Source organism: Heyndrickxia sporothermodurans, from assembly GCF_003055045.1.
Taxonomy (GTDB): domain Bacteria; phylum Bacillota; class Bacilli; order Bacillales; family Bacillaceae_C; genus Heyndrickxia; species Heyndrickxia sporothermodurans.
The window spans coordinates 92941-112625 of the sequence record NZ_NAZB01000021.1; the positions used below are offsets into that span (position 1 = coordinate 92941).

General features: G+C 34.3%; 20 protein-coding genes. 7 read left to right on the forward strand and 13 right to left on the reverse strand.

Features of this window, described 5'->3' with window-relative positions; all coding sequences use genetic code 11:
* Positions 1-237: 237 nt before the first annotated feature.
* From lplA to B5V89_RS10375, 3 genes are all read right to left on the reverse strand, one after another.
* Positions 238-1227, reverse strand: coding sequence for a lipoate--protein ligase (lplA, locus tag B5V89_RS10365; protein WP_066233968.1), 990 nt, complete (start codon positions 1225-1227; stop codon positions 238-240).
* A 35-nt stretch (positions 1228-1262) separates the two neighbouring features.
* Positions 1263-2000 carry an MBL fold metallo-hydrolase gene (locus tag B5V89_RS10370; protein WP_108071849.1) on the reverse strand — a complete coding sequence of 246 codons (738 nt, stop codon included), beginning with the start codon at positions 1998-2000 and terminating at the stop codon, positions 1263-1265.
* A 119-nt stretch (positions 2001-2119) separates the two neighbouring features.
* Positions 2120-2863 (reverse strand): FixH family protein, encoded by a 744-nt coding sequence (locus B5V89_RS10375; protein ID WP_108071851.1) that lies wholly within the window; start codon positions 2861-2863, stop codon positions 2120-2122.
* A 213-nt stretch (positions 2864-3076) separates the two neighbouring features.
* On the opposite strand from B5V89_RS10375, the gene B5V89_RS10380 reads away from it, so the two are divergent.
* The gene (locus B5V89_RS10380) at positions 3077-3652 is read left to right on the forward strand and encodes an SCO family protein (protein WP_066233957.1); all 576 of its coding nucleotides are present in this window, start codon (positions 3077-3079) and stop codon (positions 3650-3652) included.
* 38 nt (positions 3653-3690) lie between these two features.
* Here the strand turns inward: B5V89_RS10380 and B5V89_RS10385 are convergent, their stop codons facing one another.
* The 5 genes from B5V89_RS10385 to hemE form a co-directional block, all read right to left on the reverse strand.
* On the reverse strand, positions 3691-6066 hold the full coding sequence (locus tag B5V89_RS10385; protein ID WP_108071853.1) for a YhgE/Pip domain-containing protein: 2376 nt from the start codon (positions 6064-6066) through the stop codon (positions 3691-3693).
* Positions 6067-6138: 72 nt separating this feature from the next.
* Positions 6139-6711 (reverse strand): TetR/AcrR family transcriptional regulator, encoded by a 573-nt coding sequence (locus B5V89_RS10390; RefSeq protein WP_066233952.1) that lies wholly within the window; start codon positions 6709-6711, stop codon positions 6139-6141.
* Positions 6712-6825: 114 nt separating this feature from the next.
* Positions 6826-8247 (reverse strand): protoporphyrinogen oxidase, encoded by a 1422-nt coding sequence (gene hemY / locus B5V89_RS10395; protein ID WP_108071855.1) that lies wholly within the window; start codon positions 8245-8247, stop codon positions 6826-6828.
* Between the two features lie 94 nt (positions 8248-8341).
* Entirely contained in the window at positions 8342-9280 is a 939-nt protein-coding gene (gene hemH / locus B5V89_RS10400) for a ferrochelatase (protein WP_066233945.1), read from the reverse strand.
* 46 nt (positions 9281-9326) lie between these two features.
* Positions 9327-10361, reverse strand: coding sequence for a uroporphyrinogen decarboxylase (gene hemE / locus B5V89_RS10405; RefSeq protein ID WP_108071857.1), 1035 nt, complete (start codon positions 10359-10361; stop codon positions 9327-9329).
* Positions 10362-10651: 290 nt separating this feature from the next.
* On the opposite strand from hemE, the gene B5V89_RS10410 reads away from it, so the two are divergent.
* Positions 10652-11164 carry an antibiotic biosynthesis monooxygenase family protein gene (locus tag B5V89_RS10410; protein ID WP_107919923.1) on the forward strand — a complete coding sequence of 171 codons (513 nt, stop codon included), beginning with the start codon at positions 10652-10654 and terminating at the stop codon, positions 11162-11164.
* A 139-nt stretch (positions 11165-11303) separates the two neighbouring features.
* On the opposite strand, the gene B5V89_RS10415 is transcribed toward B5V89_RS10410, so the two are convergent.
* Positions 11304-12698: a hypothetical protein gene (locus B5V89_RS10415; protein ID WP_108071859.1), complete on the reverse strand. Its 1395-nt coding sequence runs from the start codon at positions 12696-12698 to the stop codon at positions 11304-11306.
* Positions 12699-12962: 264 nt separating this feature from the next.
* Between B5V89_RS10415 and B5V89_RS10420 the strand changes: the two genes are divergently transcribed.
* A complete protein-coding gene (locus B5V89_RS10420; RefSeq protein ID WP_066233935.1) occupies positions 12963-14165 on the forward strand; it encodes a M20 family metallopeptidase in 1203 nt (400 codons plus the stop codon).
* A gap of 109 nt (positions 14166-14274) precedes the next feature.
* Here B5V89_RS10420 and B5V89_RS10425 read toward each other — a convergent pair whose 3' ends face one another.
* On the reverse strand, positions 14275-15501 hold the full coding sequence (locus B5V89_RS10425) for an ABC transporter permease (RefSeq protein WP_066233933.1): 1227 nt from the start codon (positions 15499-15501) through the stop codon (positions 14275-14277).
* On the reverse strand, positions 15488-16234 hold the full coding sequence (locus B5V89_RS10430; RefSeq protein WP_066233930.1) for an ABC transporter ATP-binding protein: 747 nt from the start codon (positions 16232-16234) through the stop codon (positions 15488-15490). Before B5V89_RS10430 ends, B5V89_RS10425 begins: the two co-directional genes overlap by 14 nt.
* 510 nt (positions 16235-16744) lie before the next feature.
* Between B5V89_RS10430 and B5V89_RS10435 the strand changes: the two genes are divergently transcribed.
* The gene (locus B5V89_RS10435) at positions 16745-17167 is read left to right on the forward strand and encodes an HIT family protein (RefSeq protein ID WP_066233927.1); all 423 of its coding nucleotides are present in this window, start codon (positions 16745-16747) and stop codon (positions 17165-17167) included.
* A gap of 36 nt (positions 17168-17203) precedes the next feature.
* Here B5V89_RS10435 and yhzF read toward each other — a convergent pair whose 3' ends face one another.
* The gene (gene yhzF, locus B5V89_RS20825; RefSeq protein ID WP_463732814.1) at positions 17204-17500 is read right to left on the reverse strand and encodes a membrane protein YhzF; all 297 of its coding nucleotides are present in this window, start codon (positions 17498-17500) and stop codon (positions 17204-17206) included.
* Positions 17501-17676: 176 nt separating this feature from the next.
* Here yhzF and B5V89_RS10440 point away from each other — a divergent pair, with 176 nt between their 5' ends.
* A complete protein-coding gene (locus B5V89_RS10440; RefSeq protein WP_066233924.1) occupies positions 17677-18045 on the forward strand; it encodes a YtxH domain-containing protein in 369 nt (122 codons plus the stop codon).
* 116 nt (positions 18046-18161) lie between these two features.
* On the forward strand, positions 18162-18743 hold the full coding sequence (locus tag B5V89_RS10445) for an HTH-type transcriptional regulator Hpr (protein WP_066233922.1): 582 nt from the start codon (positions 18162-18164) through the stop codon (positions 18741-18743).
* On the opposite strand, the gene B5V89_RS10450 is transcribed toward B5V89_RS10445, so the two are convergent.
* Positions 18740-19072, reverse strand: a complete 333-nt coding sequence (locus B5V89_RS10450; RefSeq protein ID WP_066233919.1) for a DUF1878 family protein — start codon at positions 19070-19072, stop codon at positions 18740-18742. The two genes, B5V89_RS10445 and B5V89_RS10450, sit on opposite strands and share 4 nt — an antisense overlap.
* A gap of 296 nt (positions 19073-19368) precedes the next feature.
* On the opposite strand from B5V89_RS10450, the gene B5V89_RS20320 reads away from it, so the two are divergent.
* The gene (locus B5V89_RS20320) at positions 19369-19548 is read left to right on the forward strand and encodes a hypothetical protein (protein WP_066233916.1); all 180 of its coding nucleotides are present in this window, start codon (positions 19369-19371) and stop codon (positions 19546-19548) included.
* Positions 19549-19685: the final 137 nt, after the last annotated feature.

Here is a 19685-nt window from a genome sequence, read left to right on the forward strand (position 1 = left end):
GTCATTCAAGTATTATGAAAAAATTAAAACATAATTAATTATAAAACTTAGAAATTATCAAACGTTTTTGAAAAGAGGATCATGATCCACAAATGACTTTGTATGACGTACTAAATATTTCAATAACGAAATAGAGCATAAAAAACGAGTATGGAACCTTAGCGATTTCATACTCGTTTTCGAATGCTATTTCTATTTTCTGAACTACTCCGAAGAACTTTATTTTTTAATGCAACATTAATAAATCAAATCAATTAATTCCTCTTTTGTAATATTACCAAAATAATGTTTTACATCAATATCAGTAAGTGCTTTTTCAATTTCAGAACGTTCATAGCGTATTCCGGTCAGCTTTTCCTCAATATCACTTACGTTTCCAACACCGAAGAAATCACCGTAGATTTTACAATTTTCGATTATTCCTTTGTTCACTTCTAGCCGCACGTCTATCCCGCCAACTGGAAAACGATGTGTATGCTGCAAATTGAATTTTGGTGATTTCCCATAATTCCATTCCCAGTTTTGATAACGTTCTTCAGAAATTTTATGAATTTTTGCCCAGTCATCGTCTGTTAGTTTGTACTCTTGAATATTCTCACTGCCGCCAAAAATATGTTTTAAGATTAATTGACGAAATTCCTCCATCGTTAACTTTTCTTCGAGAAACTCGGAGATATTCGCTACACGGCTACGAATAGATTTAATGCCTTTTGATTCAATTTTGTCTTTTTTCACTTTTAATGCTGAAACAACATTTTCAATTTCAGAATCTAACATTAGTGTACCGTGGCTGAACATTCTACCTTTTGTGGAAAATTGAGCATTCCCGGATATTTTTCGTCCACCTACTTGGATGTCATTTCTGCCGCTTAATTCAGCATTTACCCCAAGTTTTTGCAATGCTTCAATAACAGGCTCCGTAAACTTCAAAAAGTTGTGGAAGCTTTCCCCATCATCTTTCGTAATAAAGCTGAAATTAAGATTTCCTAAGTCATGATAAACCGCTCCGCCACCAGATAAGCGACGTACGACAATAATATTATTTTTATCTACGTATTCTGTATTGATTTCTTCAATTGTATTTTGGTTTCTTCCAATAATAATTGAAGGCTGATTAATATAAAATAATAAATACGTTTCATTAATATCTAAATGATTCAATGCATACTCTTCGATCGCTAAATTAATTTGTGGATCGGTAATCCCGTTATTATCAATAAACAACATCTTAATTTCCCTCCTGAATCAAAACTAATAAAATTCTACGACAAATCGACAACTAGACCTTCCTCTGCAATGAAAATAGTACCTGAAAACTTTTCGGCTGCTTCACTCTTCAATTGATTCAAGTCTCCATATTGTGGTAAATGGGTAAGGATTAAATTTTTTACTTGGGCTGCTCTTGCGATTTCTCCTGCTTCATAACTTGTCATATGTCCAGCCGCCGAACCATCCATATCTCCATAAAAATTACTTTCACATAAAAAGATGTCTGCATTAGCAGCGAATGAAGCAAAGGAATCTAAATAGGATGAATCTGCTGTGAAAACGAAAATAGCGTCTCCTGCTTCAATCCTCATAGCAAAACAAGGTACGGGGTGCTTCGTTCTTAAAAACGTGACTTTGAAAGGGCCAATAGATACTTCTTCATTTTCCTCATAAGGCACACCTTTTGTAACATCATCAAAAAATAATGACTGGAACCCATGCTCGTCTTCGTTATGTCCGTATATTGGCAGCGTTTTTATGTTCTTGTCCATATATTTCCCGATAATTAATGCATGCTGAAGTACACCAATATCAGCAATATGGTCTGGATGATAATGTGAAACAATCACTGCATCTAACTGTTCCGGATTTATGTATTGTTGAAGTTTAGATAGTACAGCACTGCCGCAATCGACTAAAAGATGAAATCCTTCATGCTCAAGCAAATAGCCTGCGCTCGCACCATTTACTTTTGGGTAACCTCCCCAAGGACCGATGACCGTTAGCTTCATATATATCACTCCTAAATTATAATCTATCTAATCTATGTTATCAATTTCACTATACTCCTTTTTACCCATATATCGCAAAAAAGTTGTCCATATAAATGAACAACTTTTAGTGTAACTATTTATTTTACTTCATAATCAAATACTTGATGTTCATGTAAACCTTCATTATTTTCTACATGAACTTTAAATTGATAGTTTCCCGCTTCTTTAAATGTATGTGTACCGGAGTATTCACCCTTAGCTGTTTCTTTCATTGGAATCCACTCATGTTTCTTTTCATTTGCTTTGTTCCATACTTCAATTTGCACTTGGGCATTTGTTAATGTTTCATTGTGCTTAGTCATATGGATGTTGAAATCAGCCTTTTCACCTACTTTGGCTGTTTTAGGACTCATGACATGCATCACAACTGAACTTTCTTCATGATGCTCCCCTTCCTCAGCCGATTTCATTTTGGATGGATCTGGATTCCCAACTATTACTGATTTTTTTGGCATCATATGCATGTCTCTTGCCGTTACATGAACTTGGATCGTATAAACACCATCATGGTCAAAAGCCACTTTTCCTGTATACTTCCCATTTTTTTCATTCGTTGCTTTGATAATCTTACTCGAATCTTTAGCGCCTTCTTCCCAAACTTCATATTCAACTTTCGCTGCATCAGCTACTTTTTCTTTTCCTTGTGTTACTGTCGCACTTAAAGGAATATTTTCATTCACTTTCGCTTTTTCTTGTAAATCTAATACTACATTTATTGGTTCAACACTTTTTTCATTTGAACCGTTCCCGTTATCTTTTGTCCCGCAACCGGCAATAATAAGTGTTGAAATAAACAATATAGATAATAGTATTTTCTTCATCTATGATTCCTCCTAAACTAACATGTCTCCATCATAACACTTGAATCCAAAAATAAATTTTACTATTTGTTAATAAGTATTGACGATTATGTGAAAATAATATGTTAGGAAGATAAAATAATTATGTCTTTTTATTGAAAAAAAACTAATTGTCCAATACTCCGTGTCAATATCATTTATAATTAAAAGAAAAAGAAAGTGGGTGGGTACATAATGAAACATTTCCGCCTTTCATTATTATTGATAGCCGCTATTATTTTAACAAGTCTTAGTGCATGTTCAAATGTTAATAAAAATGGACATAAAATAGAAAATTTCACATTTACTGACCAAAACGGAGAGAAATTAGGTCTGAAGGATTTGAAAGGAAATGTATGGGTCGCTGATTTTATGTTTACGAGCTGTGCCGATATTTGTCCCCAATTAACAAAATATATGAGGGATCTCCAAAAGGAAATTAAGAAAAAAGGCTATGATGACGTTCATTTTGTTTCATTTAGTGTAGACCCAGAGGTAGATAAACCAAAAGCTTTAAAAAACTATGCTTCGAAATTTGAAGCGGACTTTTCAACATGGCATCTATTAACCGGATATTCACAAGATAAAATTAAAGACTTTGCAATGGATAATTTTAAAAATATAATCGTTAAACCGGAAAATGATACACAAGTTGTCCATGGAACAAGTTTTTATCTAGTCAATAAAGATGGAGAAGTTGTCAAAGATTATTCAACGCAAAATGGTTTTCCTTTAAGTGAAATTGTAAAAGATATTAAAGCATTACGATAAAAAAATGGGAGCTATGATACAATCATAGCTCCCATTTTTTATGCGATAACTTCTTCATTTGTTTTTGTTTTATCCATTTTTTTTGACTTAAAGATAAAATATCCTAATGTTAAAATCAAGAAGCTTACTAGATAGATAGCAAGTATTCCTAAGTTATGCCACATTAATGAATAATCTCCATTTGAGATAACTGCCCTGAAAGCTTGAAGAGAATAAGTCATTGGCAATGCTTCATGAATCGGTTTTAATGCATTAGGTAATAACTCTAGTGGGAAAGTTCCCGCACTAGATGTTAATTGCAAGATTAAAACGATAATCGCAATATAGCGACCCGGATTATCCAGTGCTGCAACGAAAAAGTGAATAATTGCCATAAATGTTAGACTTGTAACGATCGCTGCCACGATAAATAATGGCACGCTTTTCACATCTACTCCAATCATACCGACGATAATCCAAACAGCAATTAGCGCTTGAAAAATACCGACGATAGCCATGATACCGTATTTCCCCAAGAACCAAGAAAAAGCATTTTTCGGCTCTGTAGCAGGTTCACGAACATTGAAAATGATTGTTAACAATAGTCCTCCGACAAATAATCCGAGTGATAAGAAATAAGGAGTCAATCCTGTTCCATAGTTAGGGACATGATTAACGACATCTTTTTTAAGATGGATCGGATCACTCATCATATCATACTGTTTATCATTCCCTTTAACGGAGTTTGCATCCTTTGATGCATCAGATAATTTTCCTTTCATTTCTTTCGTTCCGTCTTTTAAATCATTTGTACCGTCATCCAATTTTTTTGAACCGTCAGCAAGTTTATGACTGCCGTCTTTTATTTGTGTTGACCCATCAGCAAGCTGATTCAATCCATTATTGAGCGTTTTTGCTCCTTCGGATAATTTGTTGGCACCAGTTGCGGCATCATTCATTTTGCTAGTAAATAAGCCTAAACTCTCAATATATTGATTTTGACCGTTTTGTAATTTAGCAGCACCATTACTTAGTAATGTCGAACCGTTTGCAAGCTGTTCAATACCCTTTTGAACTTTTACTTGGTTTTTATTAATAGTAGTGACACCAGCTATTAATTTATCAAATTGCGGATCGGTTTGCTCTTTTATTTGTTTTGTAATTTGATCTTTATTGCCTGTCATTTGTTGATTTACTTGTTTTTTGAATTCAGTGAATCCTTGATCCATTCCTTGATGGATCCCTTGTGCTAACTGTTGCTCCATTTCCTTGGCTTGGTCTTGAGCATTTGCTGTCAATTGTTGCTGGAGTTGTTGAAGCGTTTGATCATCAACTTTTCCTTTAAGTGCAGCAAATAGTTGTTCCATTTGTTTAGTTTGCTTATCTTTAATTTGTTTTGCAATCCCAGCTGTTAGCTGTTTCTCCATTCCACTTTGCAATTGATCAACACCTTGATTTATCCCTTTAACACCTTCAGTTAACTGGGATGAAAAGGCATTAGCTATTGCAGGAGGGAGTTCATTTTTGAATTGCTCAAGCCCACCTTGAACTTTCTTGGTACCATCGACAAGTGCAGGCATTCCTTTATTTAATGCTCCAAGCCCTTCACTCGCCTGGTTAATCCCTTTTGTTAATTCCTTTGTGCCGTTTTGCATATCTTTTGAGGCATTATATAATTGATTGCTTCCATCATTCAGCTGATTTAAACCATTTGCTAAATCATTCGATCCTTTTGATAGATCTCCGGCACCTGATTTAGCTTTCACTACTCCGTCATTAAATGTAATCGAATTTTTTGCGAGTAGTTCAAGATTTTCCTTTAGCGATTTCGTTCCATCACCTAATTTTTTTGCACCATCGTATAATTTAGATGCGCCGTCACTTGCTGTATTAAACCCGTCCCCCATTTTTTTAATCGCATCAAACATTTCTTCTGCATACGTAGTGGACACTTCTTTTGATACAGCATCTTTAATTTTGGTCATGGCTGATTCGCCAATTTTTGAGGATGTATAGTTTGCACTTTGATTTTGTACATATTTTAATTGTAGTCGTTTTGGATCTTTATCGAGTAAAGTTGTTGCATTTTCAGAGAAATTTTCCGGAATCTCGATGACCATATAGTATTTTTGATTTTCCAATCCTTTATAGGCCGCGTCTTTTGAGACGAAATGGAAATTCATGCTTTTCTTCTCTTTTAGGTTATCAATTAGTTTATCACCAATCTCGATTTTTTCATCCTGCATTACCGATCCTTTATCCTCATTTATTACGGCAACCGGCAATTTCTCTAATCGTCCATATGGATCCCAAAACGCCCATATAAACATCCCTGCATAAAGAATCGGGACTAATATAATTGCCAGAACTTGTATTAAGGACATCGGATGGCGGACAATTCCTTTTAATTCGGCTAAAAATAATGAACCTTTCATATAATTAATTCGCTCCTTTCTAATTGACTGAATTGTTCAACTGGTCAGTTTTGTTTAAAAATATGAGGATCATCATGTTGACAATCCCTTAAATAAGTATGATTCAAACAGATCTGCAATTTCCTCTTTTTCAAGGGGACGATGATGCTTTTCCCAGTCAAATATTAATGAAATATAAAGCTTTAAAATAATAAATGCTGTGATTTCAGGATCACATTTTTTTATTTCTCCCTTATCCATTGCACCTTGAATGATTCCCATAATATAATTTAAGACTGCATTTTCCACTTTTTGAATGACTTCAGACACAGCAGGTGTTCCCATATCTTTTTCTTCTTGAAAAAGTTTAATCGTTAGTTGATGCTTTTTACGAAACTCTAATATCCGAAATAGTACGTTGTGCACATTTTCAAAGAAAGAAAGATTAGGATCCATTGCTTCTTCTGCAGATTCTTTCATATCCTTAATAAGGGTTGTCACTATTTCATCAAACAATTCGTCTTTGTTCTTGAAAAAAGTATAGATCGTGCCCTTTCCGACATTGGCAAGTTTCGCAACTTGATCCATTGTCGTAGCTTTGTAGCCAAATAATGAAAAGGATTTTGTAGCTGCATCTATAATTAGTTGTTTACGATCAATCGCCAAAGTACTTCACCCCAATCCGCAAAATGACCAAATGAGGAAAATGGTCAATAAGTTCACAAAAAGTAATTTAACATACTCTCTAAAAAAAAACAAGTGAATAATTCTACAATAGAATTATTCACTAATAACTTCCTGCTTAGACGTATTTAATTTTCTTAAATACTGCAAAACATCTTTCACTATAGATTCACCTTGACTAATACAATCCGGTACACTAATTCCTTCAAATGAACTTCCACCAATAATAACTCCCGGCAGATTTTTCACGATATTGTCCTTTAATGCTTTTACTCTTTCTTCATGCCCAATTGTGTATTGTGGCATCGCATTTTTCCATCTTGATACGATTGTAAAGTCGGGTTCATCAGAGAGTTCGACTAATTTATTTAAATCATCGAAAACAATTTGCTCAATTTCTGCGTCTGATAAATCGACGACTGTTTCATCCCCAGCTCTGCCAATATAATTGCGAAGCAGTACTTTGCCATCAGGAGTTGAATGTGGCCATTTTTTATGTGACCATGTGCAAGCATTAATTGTATAGTCGCTATTCCTCGCAACGACAAAACCGGTTCCATCAAAGTTTTTTCTAATCGCTTCTTCAGAAAATGCCATCGCTACTGTAGCAACTGATGTAGCCGGAACCTTGGAAAGTGGTTCAAAAAAATCATACCTCGGAAGTATATTTGGAAGTAAATAATGTGGGAGCGCAATAATCACACTATCTGCTTCGAGATGCTCACCATTATTTAGGGAAATTTCATAATCTTGGTCCCTTGATGACTTTTCAACCTTAACAACCCGAATACCCTTCATTATTGAACTTTCCTCAAGCTTTTCTTCCATGGATTCCACGATTGATTCCAGCCCATTCCTTAAGGTTAGGAATCTATTTGAATAGGTCTTGTCCCTTTTTGTTCCTATTATTAAACTACGATATCTTTTTTCCACCTCATAGAATTGCGGAAAAATTGCCTTTAAGCTTAATTGATCAATATCACCTGCATATATCCCTGAAAGTAACGGTTCAATGAGATTTTCTACTACTTCATCACCAAATCGTCTGCGAAAAAATTGCCCAATTGAAACATCTTTTTTTTCTTTTAATCGTGGAATAATTAAATCAGCTGCAGCCCTTACTTTGCCAGAAAACGAAAATAAACTAGAAAGAATAAACGGACTTATTTGAGTGGGGATTCCTACCACTGCTCCTTCAGGAATTAAATAAAGCTTATCATTCGATATTACATATGTTTTATCAGTTTCACTTTCAATTAACTCTTGTTGGATACCTAATTTTTCTACTAGTTTAGTAAAGCTTTCGTTTTTTGTTAAAAGAGAGTCAGGGCCTGTTTCTATAACAAAGCCGTCTTTTCGGACAGTTTTGATTTTCCCGCCTAATCTTCTACTGGCTTCTACTAGTTTAAATTCAATAGGTAAATTATTTTGTTTTATTTCATTCTGTAAATAAAATGCTGAAGTTAAACCGGTAATCCCGCCACCGATAATAACTACTTTATGTTTTTTACCCGACACTGGGAATCACCTTCTTCGGCAATGATCATTATTTTATATTTTTTGAAAAGTCTATAGTGCAATAAAGTAACACCAGGGATAATCCCTGATGTCGTTAATTATTTACATTTAGTTTTTTTAAAACTACCGTTGCTAGTGCATCAATAAATTGAGGTTGTGAATTTGGCATTGGAGGTCGATAGTAGCTTGCACCCACTTCCTCAGTGACCACTTTACATTCGTAATCATTATCATAGAGAACTTCTAAATGTTCGGCAACAAATCCAACAGGTACGTAAACAAATGCTTTATATCCTTTTTCATTGTACAAATCACGCGTTAAATCTTGAACATCGGGTCCAAGCCATGGATCTGGAGTATTTCCAGCACTTTGCCAACCGATTGCATATTCCTTTATCCCTGCTTTACTAGCAATTAAATCAGCTGTTTCCTTAAGCTGTTCAGGATATGGGTCGCCATATTGAAGGATTTTTTCTGGTAAGCTGTGAGCAGAAACGATTAAACATGCAGCATTACGTTCATCCTCTTTCATGCTTGCATATGTTTCAGACAATCGCTCCACCCAATAGTCAATAAATTTCGGTTCCTTATACCAGCTCTCAATCGATGTAATTGTAAGCCCGCCTAACTTTTCAGCTGTTTCTTTCGCACGTTCATTATAAGACTTAACACTAAATGTTGAGAAATGTGGTGCTAATACAAGTGACACCGCTTCTTTGATTCCATCATTATGCATTTGCTCAACCGCATCTTCAATAAATGGTTCAATATGTTTCAAGCCAATATATGCTTGAAATTCTACATCATCTTGGATTTCATTTAAACGGTTCTGAAGACCATATGCTTGTTCTTCAGTAATTTTCGCTAACGGAGAGATTCCTCCGATTGCTTTGTAACGGCTACGTAAGTCCTCTAACATCTCTTCAGAAGGTTTACGTCCATGTCTTATATGTGTGTAGTATCTTTCAATGTCTGCTTCTTCATATGGCGTTCCGTAGGCCATGACGAGAAGCCCTACTTTTTTCTTCGTCATTTGTTAAACCTCTTTCTAATTCTCGTATATCTAGCTCCAGCGTTTTTTATTTTGCACTATATTCGTGAATGAATGATGTTAATCTTTTTAGTGTTTCGGGATTGACTTGAGGGAATACACCATGTCCTAAATTAAAGATATAGCCTGGTGTTTTCATTCCTTGGTCCAAAATAGACTTCGTTTTTTCTTCAAGTACTTCCCATGGTGCTAATAATAGAGCTGGATCCAAGTTCCCTTGAACAGCTTTCGTAATACCTTTTTGTCTTGCCTCTTGAATTGGTAATCTCCAATCAAGACCTACAACATCTAATGGAAGATCATGCCACTCTAGTGCAAGATGGCTCGCACCAACTCCGAACATAATAAGTGGAACATTTTCTTTTCTTAACTCACTAAAGATTCTTTCCATAACAGGCTTAATATATATCCGATAATCCTCCACATTTAATGCGCCGACCCAAGAATCAAAAATTTGGATCGCACTTGCTCCAGCTTTTATTTGTGCACGTACATATGCAATGGTCATGTCAGCAAGCTTATCCATCAAGGCAAACCATGCTTTCGGCTCCGAATACATAAATGCTTTCGTTTTTTTATAATCTTTTGAAGGTCTCCCTTCAATCATATAGCTCGAAACGGTGAATGGAGCTCCTGCAAAACCAATCAGCGGTACTGTCAATTGTTCATTAGTTAACAATTTAATCGTATCTAACACATAAGGAACATCTTCTTCAGGTGTTATTTTCCCCAACTTTTCCACATCTGCAAGTGATTGGATTGGATTATTGATAACCGGACCAATTCCAGATTGGATTTCAACATCAACACCAATCGCAGGAAGAGGCGACATAATATCTTTATATAAAATAGCTGCATCTACATCATATTGCTCTACAGGCAATCGAGTGACATATGCACATAATTCAGGCTGATGGGTAATCTCAAATAAGGAATACTTTTCCTTCAAGGCACGATATTCTGGTTGTGAGCGTCCCGCTTGACGCATAAACCAAACTGGAACATGGCTTGTTTGTTCACCTTTTGCCGCTCTCAAAAGGGTATCATTCGTAATTCTAGTCATATGTAATATGTCCACCTTTCAAAACTATCTTTTCATATTATATAATAATAATTATAAAAAGAGAAAAGTTCTAGTTCGTTCTTCCTTCTTAATATGTAATCAATATAGACTTTTTCATTCCAAATGTATAGTTCGCCTAACGAAATGTCATAAATTCTCCCTTTTTCTCGCCTTAAAATCGTCAAAAGTTAAAATTTCTCCATTCATTTATGAATATACTATCAATTAATTTTCAGAAAATTGCTTTTTAATGCTCTTTTGAAGGGTATAATAATAATGAGGTGATAAAAATGAATCTTTATATTACGACCGGTACTTATGAGTTTCTTATAAAAATATTGAATAAATATAAGGATGAACAAATGCTGTTAATGCAAAATGCACAAAACTCCTTAATCATTCATGAAACGATGAAAAAATCTGTATTTGGTTCGCCGAGAACATATGAAGTAATTAATGGAAAAGGAAATTTTCCGGAAGAAGGATATAGTGTTTTCTATAATATTCCCATTTCCGATGAAGGCAAGCCGGTTTTTGAGTATCATTTGCAAAATAATAGTCAGTTGATTCAAACGGCTTCGGGTATTCGCGCTTTTCGTTTTTTGAAACCGAAAAAAGGTGATACGTATATTATTTTAACGATATGGGAAGACGAAAAAGATTTCTCCAGATGGAAATTAACAGATTCTTACAAAACGATTATAAACACGCCTACAGTCAGTGCTCCATTATCCAGCAATACAATTTTTAATGGCTCACCATATGAATCGTACTATACAATCCCGAATGAAGAAAAAAAATAAAGCGCAGTATTTGCGCTTATTTTTACACAATTTCAACAACCAGCATAAAAGGTATAAACTTGACAAAAATCTCTCTTATTTCCAAGGAAATGACACGTACATCAATAGATTTCTATATTAAACATTTTTGACGGGAGCATTACAGTAAAAACATAGCAACTATTGTAGTTACTACCATCCCGATTATTACCGGTTTAAGATTTCTTCTTGCTAGTTCAAATGGATCAACACCGCAAATTGCTGCAGCTGGTATAAGCGCCCAAGGGACAAGCGTACCTCCACCAACCCAAATTGCCATAATTTGACCGAGAGATGTCAGTGTTGCAATACTTGATTCGATTCCATGTGAAAATAACTTAGCGACAGATCCAACAAGCGATAATCCTGAAAATCCCGATCCATCTAACCCCGTTATAATACCAACTCCAGTCGCAGTGATTGCACCAACTTCCTTCGTTACCGGCACAAGATTTGCTAATGCTGCACCTAAATCATTTACAATTCCGTGAGATGTTTTTGGCAAATAATCACCAATCATCGATTGGAAGCCCGCATCCCCTAAATAGAAAAATGCGGCGATTGGAATCACAGGACCAAACACTTTAAAGCCAAATTGCAGCCCTTCTATTAAATATTTTGTTGTTTGCTCAAGCGCTTTATTTTTATATCCAGCAAACGTAATTAATAATAAAATCAAAATGGAAGTACCTCCGACAAGGGCAGTAGCATCTCCCCCTTGAAGATGAAAAGCAACCATTGCAACAATATCGAGAATAAAAAAGATTGGAATTAACAATGCAAAGAGACGTTTAAAAAAAGGAGTCAGCTGGGTAACCTCTTTCTTTTCAGTTTCAAGCGGCACATCGAAATGATTATTCACCTTTAATTTTCCATTTTTCATATCGCGTTTTAAAAAGTAAAACGCGGTTATTGTGGTAACAAGCCCCATTATAATGACAAGCGGGATACTTGCATGTAATACATCATTTACTGGAATACCTGCACCATCGGCGGCAATCTTTGGTGCCCCTTGGATAATGTAATCCCCTGATAAAGCAATTCCATGACCAAATAAATTCATAGCGATCGCCGCCCCAATAGCAGGTAAGCCTACTCTTATCGCTACTGGAAGTAATACCGCCCCCATTAAAGCAACAGCTGGTGAAGGCCAGAAAAATAAGGAAATGAGCATCATAACAATACCAATCGTCCAATAAGCTAAGGAAGGGGTTTTAATTAGTTTAGCAAAAGGTGAAATCATCACATCATTGATCCCTGTAGCCATCAAACTTTTACTCATTGATACAATTAGTGAAATAACTAAAATTATCGCTAACAACTTGGTAATTGCATAAATGAAGCTTGTAAAAACCCCACTAATGGATGCCGTAATAGAACCGGTTGCTGTCAAGGCAATAAGAAAAATTCCGACTATACAGATGATTGTTGTATCTCTCCTTAAAATCATGAATCCGATAATTAGCACTATAAACACAATATAAATCCAATGAATTGCTGTAAGATCAACTGACACATAAATTCCTCCTTACAGTTTAAAAGAATGCACTTCTTGTTGGAAAAAGAGGTTAATAATCGAGGGAGAAAATAGGCTAATAACCACTTAAAATAAAATATGTAAAAGCAAAAAATGAGTGAGGACTTCAAAGAAAAAATCTCTTTAAGGGGCTTCTACCTTAAATTTTGTACAAACGAATACCATTTTCACAAAATTCAAATATGTACTATAATAAAAATAGTTCGTTTTAAATTTTTACAAAGAGGAGATGCGTGGCTAGCAATGACAATTCAAACATTAGCTCAAAAACTAGAACAATCATTTGATGAAATGGTAAGTATTCGCAGATATTTACATCAGCATCCGGAATTATCTTTTCAAGAAGTTCAAACAGCTAAATATATCGCCGATTTCTATAAAGAACGAGGAATTGAAGTTAAAGAAAATGTTGGTGGAAATGGGGTAGTCGCAAGAATTAAAGGAAAGTTTCCAGGAAAAACAGTTGCACTGCGAGCGGATTTTGACGCATTGCCAATTAACGAAGAAACAGATGCACCATATAAATCAAAGGTACCTGGTGTGATGCATGCTTGTGGGCATGATGGTCATACGGCAACACTGCTTGTCCTTGCCAAAACCTTGAACGAAATGAAAGAAGAATTATCAGGTGAGTATGTGATGATTCATCAGCATGCGGAAGAATATGCCCCAGGTGGAGCGATTTCAATGATTCAGGACGGATGCCTGGAAGGTGTGGACGTCATTTTCGGAACCCATTTATGGTCTCCTTTGGAATGTGGCACGATATCCTATCGAAAAGGTCCAATAATGGCAGCGGCTGATCGCTTTGAAATCAAAATTAAAGGGTATGGCGGTCATGGTGCCCAACCACATAAAACGAAAGATGCGATTGTTATCGCCTCGCAATTAGTGATGAACCTCCAACAAATTGTCAGCAGACGCGTCGATCCAATTGATTCTGCTGTAGTAACTGTAGGGTCTTTCGTTGCAGAAAATGCATTTAATGTGATTGCGGATTCTGCAAAATTGTCTGGGACAGTTCGGACCTTTAATGAAGACGTTCGTGATTTCATCGAGGAAGAAATTGATCGTATCGTTCGGGGTACATGCTTAGCAGCAGGTTGTGAATTTGAGTATGAATACCATCGAGGCTACCCGGCGGTTGTCAATCATGATGAGGAAACTGACTTTTTGGCAGATTGTACAAGTCAGGTTTCCGATGTTCTTCATACTGAAATCGCTGCTCCTGAAATGGGTGGCGAGGATTTTTCCTATTATTTGCAACATGTAAAAGGAACGTTTTTCTTTACCGGGGCGAAGCCTGACGATGTAGAGATTCCTTATCCACACCACCACCCCAAATTTGAAATTAATGAAAAAGCATTGCTTATTGCCGCAAAAACATTAGGCACTGCTGCGTTAAATTATCAAAATGTTGAAGAACAAAATTCAGTTGAAGTATAAAATGAAAATCCCATTTGAATTCAAGTGGGATTTTCTATTTGTATACGGTTTTGATTCAACTAACGAATAGGCATTTTTAACGTCTCCCCTAATTAATTGCGGAGAAATTTCATAAACTCCGACTCATTTTCCGAAGCCTGACTGGAACATATGATTTAGTAAAAATGACAGAAAACAGGATGCCAGCCAAACATACAATAAGCCCATTTAGCCATGATTGACTAAAAAGAACGACGACTCCGAAAAAAATAGACTGAATAAAGATAGAAACTGTTAATATGGTTAAAAAAGATTTTTCCTTGAAAGTTCGATCCACAGGATAAAGATATTGCCAAATTTTCAATTCATGGTAATTCACCATAGGTATTAGCTGAAAGGCTGTTAAAAAAAGAAATAAGATTGATATTCCGATCGACAAGTACATTTGATTACTGAAATAAAGAAGTATCGCACCAATGATCGATAATCTCATGTATAATCCGAAAAATTCACTTGAACGTATCAATGTTCTGGCAAATAGAAACGTATATGTGTTTTTTTGCTCGTATGAAATGAATTGAAAGATCCAATCCAACCATTTTCTACGTTTAACCTGACCTTTTAGTTTTGGAACATCTGTAAACAGATTTGCGAACCGATAAAATGCGTTTAATCTTTTTTGTTCCTTATCAATTAATACATCCCATTTTAAAGTTTTCCCTTTTACTGTCCTGTGATAAAAAACAAATAATGCTAAATAAAGTATAATAAACAATCCAAATATCCATGGATTTGCTCTTTCGATAATAAAATAAATAAAACAACTGTTTAATACGAAACGAATCAACCAATCAAAAATGGCTGTTCTTTGATCTTGAATTTTCAACATATCCCATTGTAAATAAAGATTCCACACTTTTAAGATAAAAAGAACAATTAGGATATAGAGAAAAGATTGAAATCCATTCCCGCTTGCTTGTACATACATAGGCATACAGATAGCAAGAAGCATTAGTAATAAATAGGCTTGTATTACAAAACTAAATAAAATCGATTTACGAAAATAAGACGCCATTTTCATTTCTATCGGAAGCAAATACACTTTATCTGCTTCTTTTAATAATGTATAAATCGGACTCATCGTTAAAAAAAGGCCCAATAAGATCCCCATAACTAAACCGATAGGAAAACTTTCATCCAATGTTTTTACCCATCCATTATAATAATAGGCACCTGCACCTAATGCAAAAATGGCTACAAATAATAAATGATCATTAAATATATACTTTAAATATTTTCTTAATTCATGAATATATAGTTGGACTCGTTCTTTCCATAAACTCTCAATCTGTTTCATCGTTATCTTCCTTCGTTAACTGAATATATATATCATCTAATGTAGCACCTGGCATATCGAATTCATCTTGAAGTTCTTTCAACGTTCCTTTTGCTCGAATATGTCCATTATGTAAAATGATAAATCCGTCACAATATCTTTCTGCTGTTGCAAGAATATGGGTTGAAATAAGAATTCCCGCCCCATTTTCTTTCATTTTCTTCATTAAATCTAATAAAGATTGAATGCCGAGAGGATCCAGGCCAACGAATGGTTCATCTATAATATATAAATCAGGTTCCACTAAAAAAGCGGACATAATCATTACTTTTTGTTTCATTCCCTTAGAAAAATGAGCAGGGAACCAACTTAGTTTTTTTTCTAAACGAAACTCTTTTAATAATGGAGTAATCCTTGTTTGAAATGTTTCCTGATTTATTCCGTAAGCCATTGCCGTAAGCTTAAGATGCTCGTCCAATGTTAACTCATCATATAAAATTGGAGATTCCGGAATATAAGAAAATTGTTTTCGATATTCATCAGGGCCATTTCGAAGCTCGAGATCGTTGATTTGAATCTTTCCTTTTTTCGGTTCCATCAATCCAATAATATGCTTGATTGTAGTACTTTTACCAGCACCATTTAAACCGATTAACCCAATCATTTGTTTTTTTTCGATTGTAAACGAAACATCTTTTAAAACAGGTTTTTTCGTATAACCACCGGTAAGATTTTGTACTTCGAGTAGTGACATATGTATACGTCCTTTCTTTTTCTTAATCCACATCATTAAAAGCTTAAAAATTTATGAATACTTATTTCTATATTGTACATGATAATAAGCGAAGGGGTTAACTAACGCAATTAATCGGGGTGGTTACTAAAGACCGAAACCGTAAAAGCGATTAGGGCAGGTCTAGGATATGGCAACAACGTTACAAATACACTTATCATAAATGAGGTGTTTGTCGAAGATCACTTACTGTTTTAAACGTTGAATAAATGTTAAAACAATAAGGGGATGATCGCGTTGAACAAAGGTCATTTACTCCGTTAAATTTGAAATAACACTCTTATCATAAATGAGGTGTTTATCAAAGGCAGACCAATGATTTTTTAAACCCTTAAAGTACCCCTTCAATCGGGACGGGATTTCATCGAATTCCCCGTCCCTTTTCTTTTTCTGTCCAGCGCTTACGCTTTTCTTATTCCATTATTAGCCATTATAAGTTATACTAATTACAAAATCGAAAGGTGGGATAGTATGAGTGATTGTATTTTTTGTAAAATTATAAATGGTGAACTTCCATCCGCAAAAGTATTTGAAAATGATCATGTTCTTGCTTTTCTTGATATTAGTCAAGTAACAAAGGGTCATACATTAATCATTCCAAAAGTACATAAAGAAAACGTTTTTGAATTGACTCCCGAAATCGCCAAGAATATTTTTGAAGTGGCACCTATGATTGCAAATGCCTTGAAAGCTGAATTTAATCCGATCGGTATGAATCTTGTTAATAATAATGGTGAACATGCTGGTCAATCTGTTTTCCACTTTCATTTACACCTAATCCCACGTTATGGAAAAGGTGATGGCTTTGGTGCCGTTTGGAAAAATAATCAAAGTGAATACACACAAGATGATTATAAAAAAATCGCCGAAGCAATATCCAAAAATATTCAATAAATGCTAAGTAAAATCCTGCTAATCACGCAGGATTTTTTATGTCATTATTAACAATATAACAAATAATAATAAAGAGATGATCCCTCCACTGCCTAAAAACACTATCCTTTGTTTTAAAATTTTTTTAGGCGGATAGACCCCCGGTCTTTGGTACTTTAAAAAAGTATAAATTGATCCTATCAAAAAGCAAATACATATAAGGAGGAGGCAAAAAATGATTCCACTCAATACCCACACCTCTTTCTCCATTTTGATTGAACAATTCCCTCGTTGATTCATTATATTTTTAAAATACTTCACACGATAAAAATATGCAAAATAAGCGAACTTCATGATTCTTAATTCCAATAAAATGTTAATAAAATAGTTAATTTCAGTGCATTTTTTTAAAAATTGTACTATAATTTAAATATTCATGCAGGATTTTGCAAATTATTGTAGAAAAATAGATTATGAGGTATGCAAAAGATTCTTAATAATCACTTTATATTATAAAATGGGGTGTTGACATGAACAAAAAAATGTTTGCTTATGGGATTATCATCGGAGGAATTGCTGGTACACTTTCCGCCTTACTAACAGCTCCTACATCAGGTAAAGAATTAAGAAAACAACTATCGGATCAAACAAATGATTGGATGTCATCTGCAAAAGATATAACGAAAAATGTGCAGGAACTAAAAAACTCAATCCATGTATTATCATCGGAAGGTAAAGACATCGCAATGAAGTTCGTTTCTGATATCAAGTCAGCGATATCAGAATGGCAAAATAATATTGAAGGAAATAAAGAAAATATTCTAAATGAAGTACAAGCATTGAAGGATTCAATTGATGAGTTAGAATCAAAAATTCAGGAGCAACCTAAATCTCATTAATTCCAATGCTTTTCTGAAACGAAAATTCTTGTCTAAAAATTTTGTTAATTTATATCTTTATTAATCTTTATTTTATTGGCATAATAAATATATATATATATAAAGTGGGTGAAGTAATGACAGAAAGTCCTTATTCTATAAAGGAAGCCTTGCTGTTCAGTCAAAAAATTACGCAAATTAGCAAAGCTATTTGGAAAATGATTGAAAAAGATTGGCAGCAATGGATAAAACCATATGATTTGAATATTAATGAACATCATATTCTTTGGATTGCCTACCATTTAAAGGGTGCATCCATATCGGATGTAGCCAAATTTGGAGTCATGCATGTATCAACAGCTTTTAATTTTTCAAAAAAGTTAGAAGAACGGGAATTACTGGAGTTTTCTAAGAAGGAAAATGACAAAAGAAACACCTACATTCAATTAACAAAAAAAGGGGAAGCGTTATTACTTGATTCAATGGAATCTTTTAATCCTTCAAATAGCGTCGTTTTAAACGGTGCATTGCCTATTAAAAATTTGTATGGAAAATTCCCTGAATTTATCGAATTAATGGCCATTATTCGTAATATATATGGAGAAGATTTTATGGAAATATTCGAAACTTCCTTTCATAATATTGAAACGGAATTTATTGAAGAAAACGGAAATGTTAAAAAGCTTCCAACAGAGAGTGAAAGCTTGAGTAATTTTTAAGATAAATTTTTATTTAAGATTTCCATAAGCTCCGGAAAAATATTTTGCTTTAAACATGCTTGAATGACTTGTTCGGGATCTAACTTCGGATGAAGCTCTTCTTTAAATTTTTTGAAAAGTGGAGAAAAAAAGACGAATTTATCAGCTTTTTGTTCTTCACTTTCTTTATGTAAAGTTTCACAGAGTTTATAGAAATCTTCCACATCTTTTTCCTGTAGTTGATTTTCAATGACGATTCGATAAAAATCATATTGACTTTCAGAAATAATTTTTAATAGTAATTTTTGGTGAAACTCTATACGTTCAAGTCTTTGTTCTATTGATTCCATATCATTTCACCTCATCTATTTCTTTTCGAAGAAGAATTTACCAAGTTTGTATTTTCCGTAATCATAGGCTTGTATCAGTATAATACCATTTTGCCCTTTCATATTCATCACATTAGGTAATAAAAAGACGGATTTTTATTTTTTATGTTGTATTCTTCTATTTTACAGTTTAATTACTATTTTCCAAAAGTAAAATACCATTTATTTGATTCTGTTATCTCTTAAAATAGCTATCTTTTTAATTTAAAATTTGGTATCTTTAGCTTAAACATTTGGAAATATGGGAGGAATTGATAGTGATCTCCATTTTTATTATAGTTGCAATTATTATTGTTTACCTAATAAACAATATGACTAATTCACTTTGTATACAAAAAGAGATTCCTGAAGAAAGACAACCAAAGGTATTTAGAACCATTAATATACTCGTTACTATTTTACTTCTTTCTTCATATGTAGAGATCCTATATACATAAAAGCAACAGAGATTACAACCACTCATGTGCGCAAAAATAAACCAAGGAGACCCAAGCTCCTTGGTTTAAAAACTATAAATAAATTTTAAATAATGATTCTAGTTATAAGAAGAACCTCCCGTTTGTAACAGTTTCTC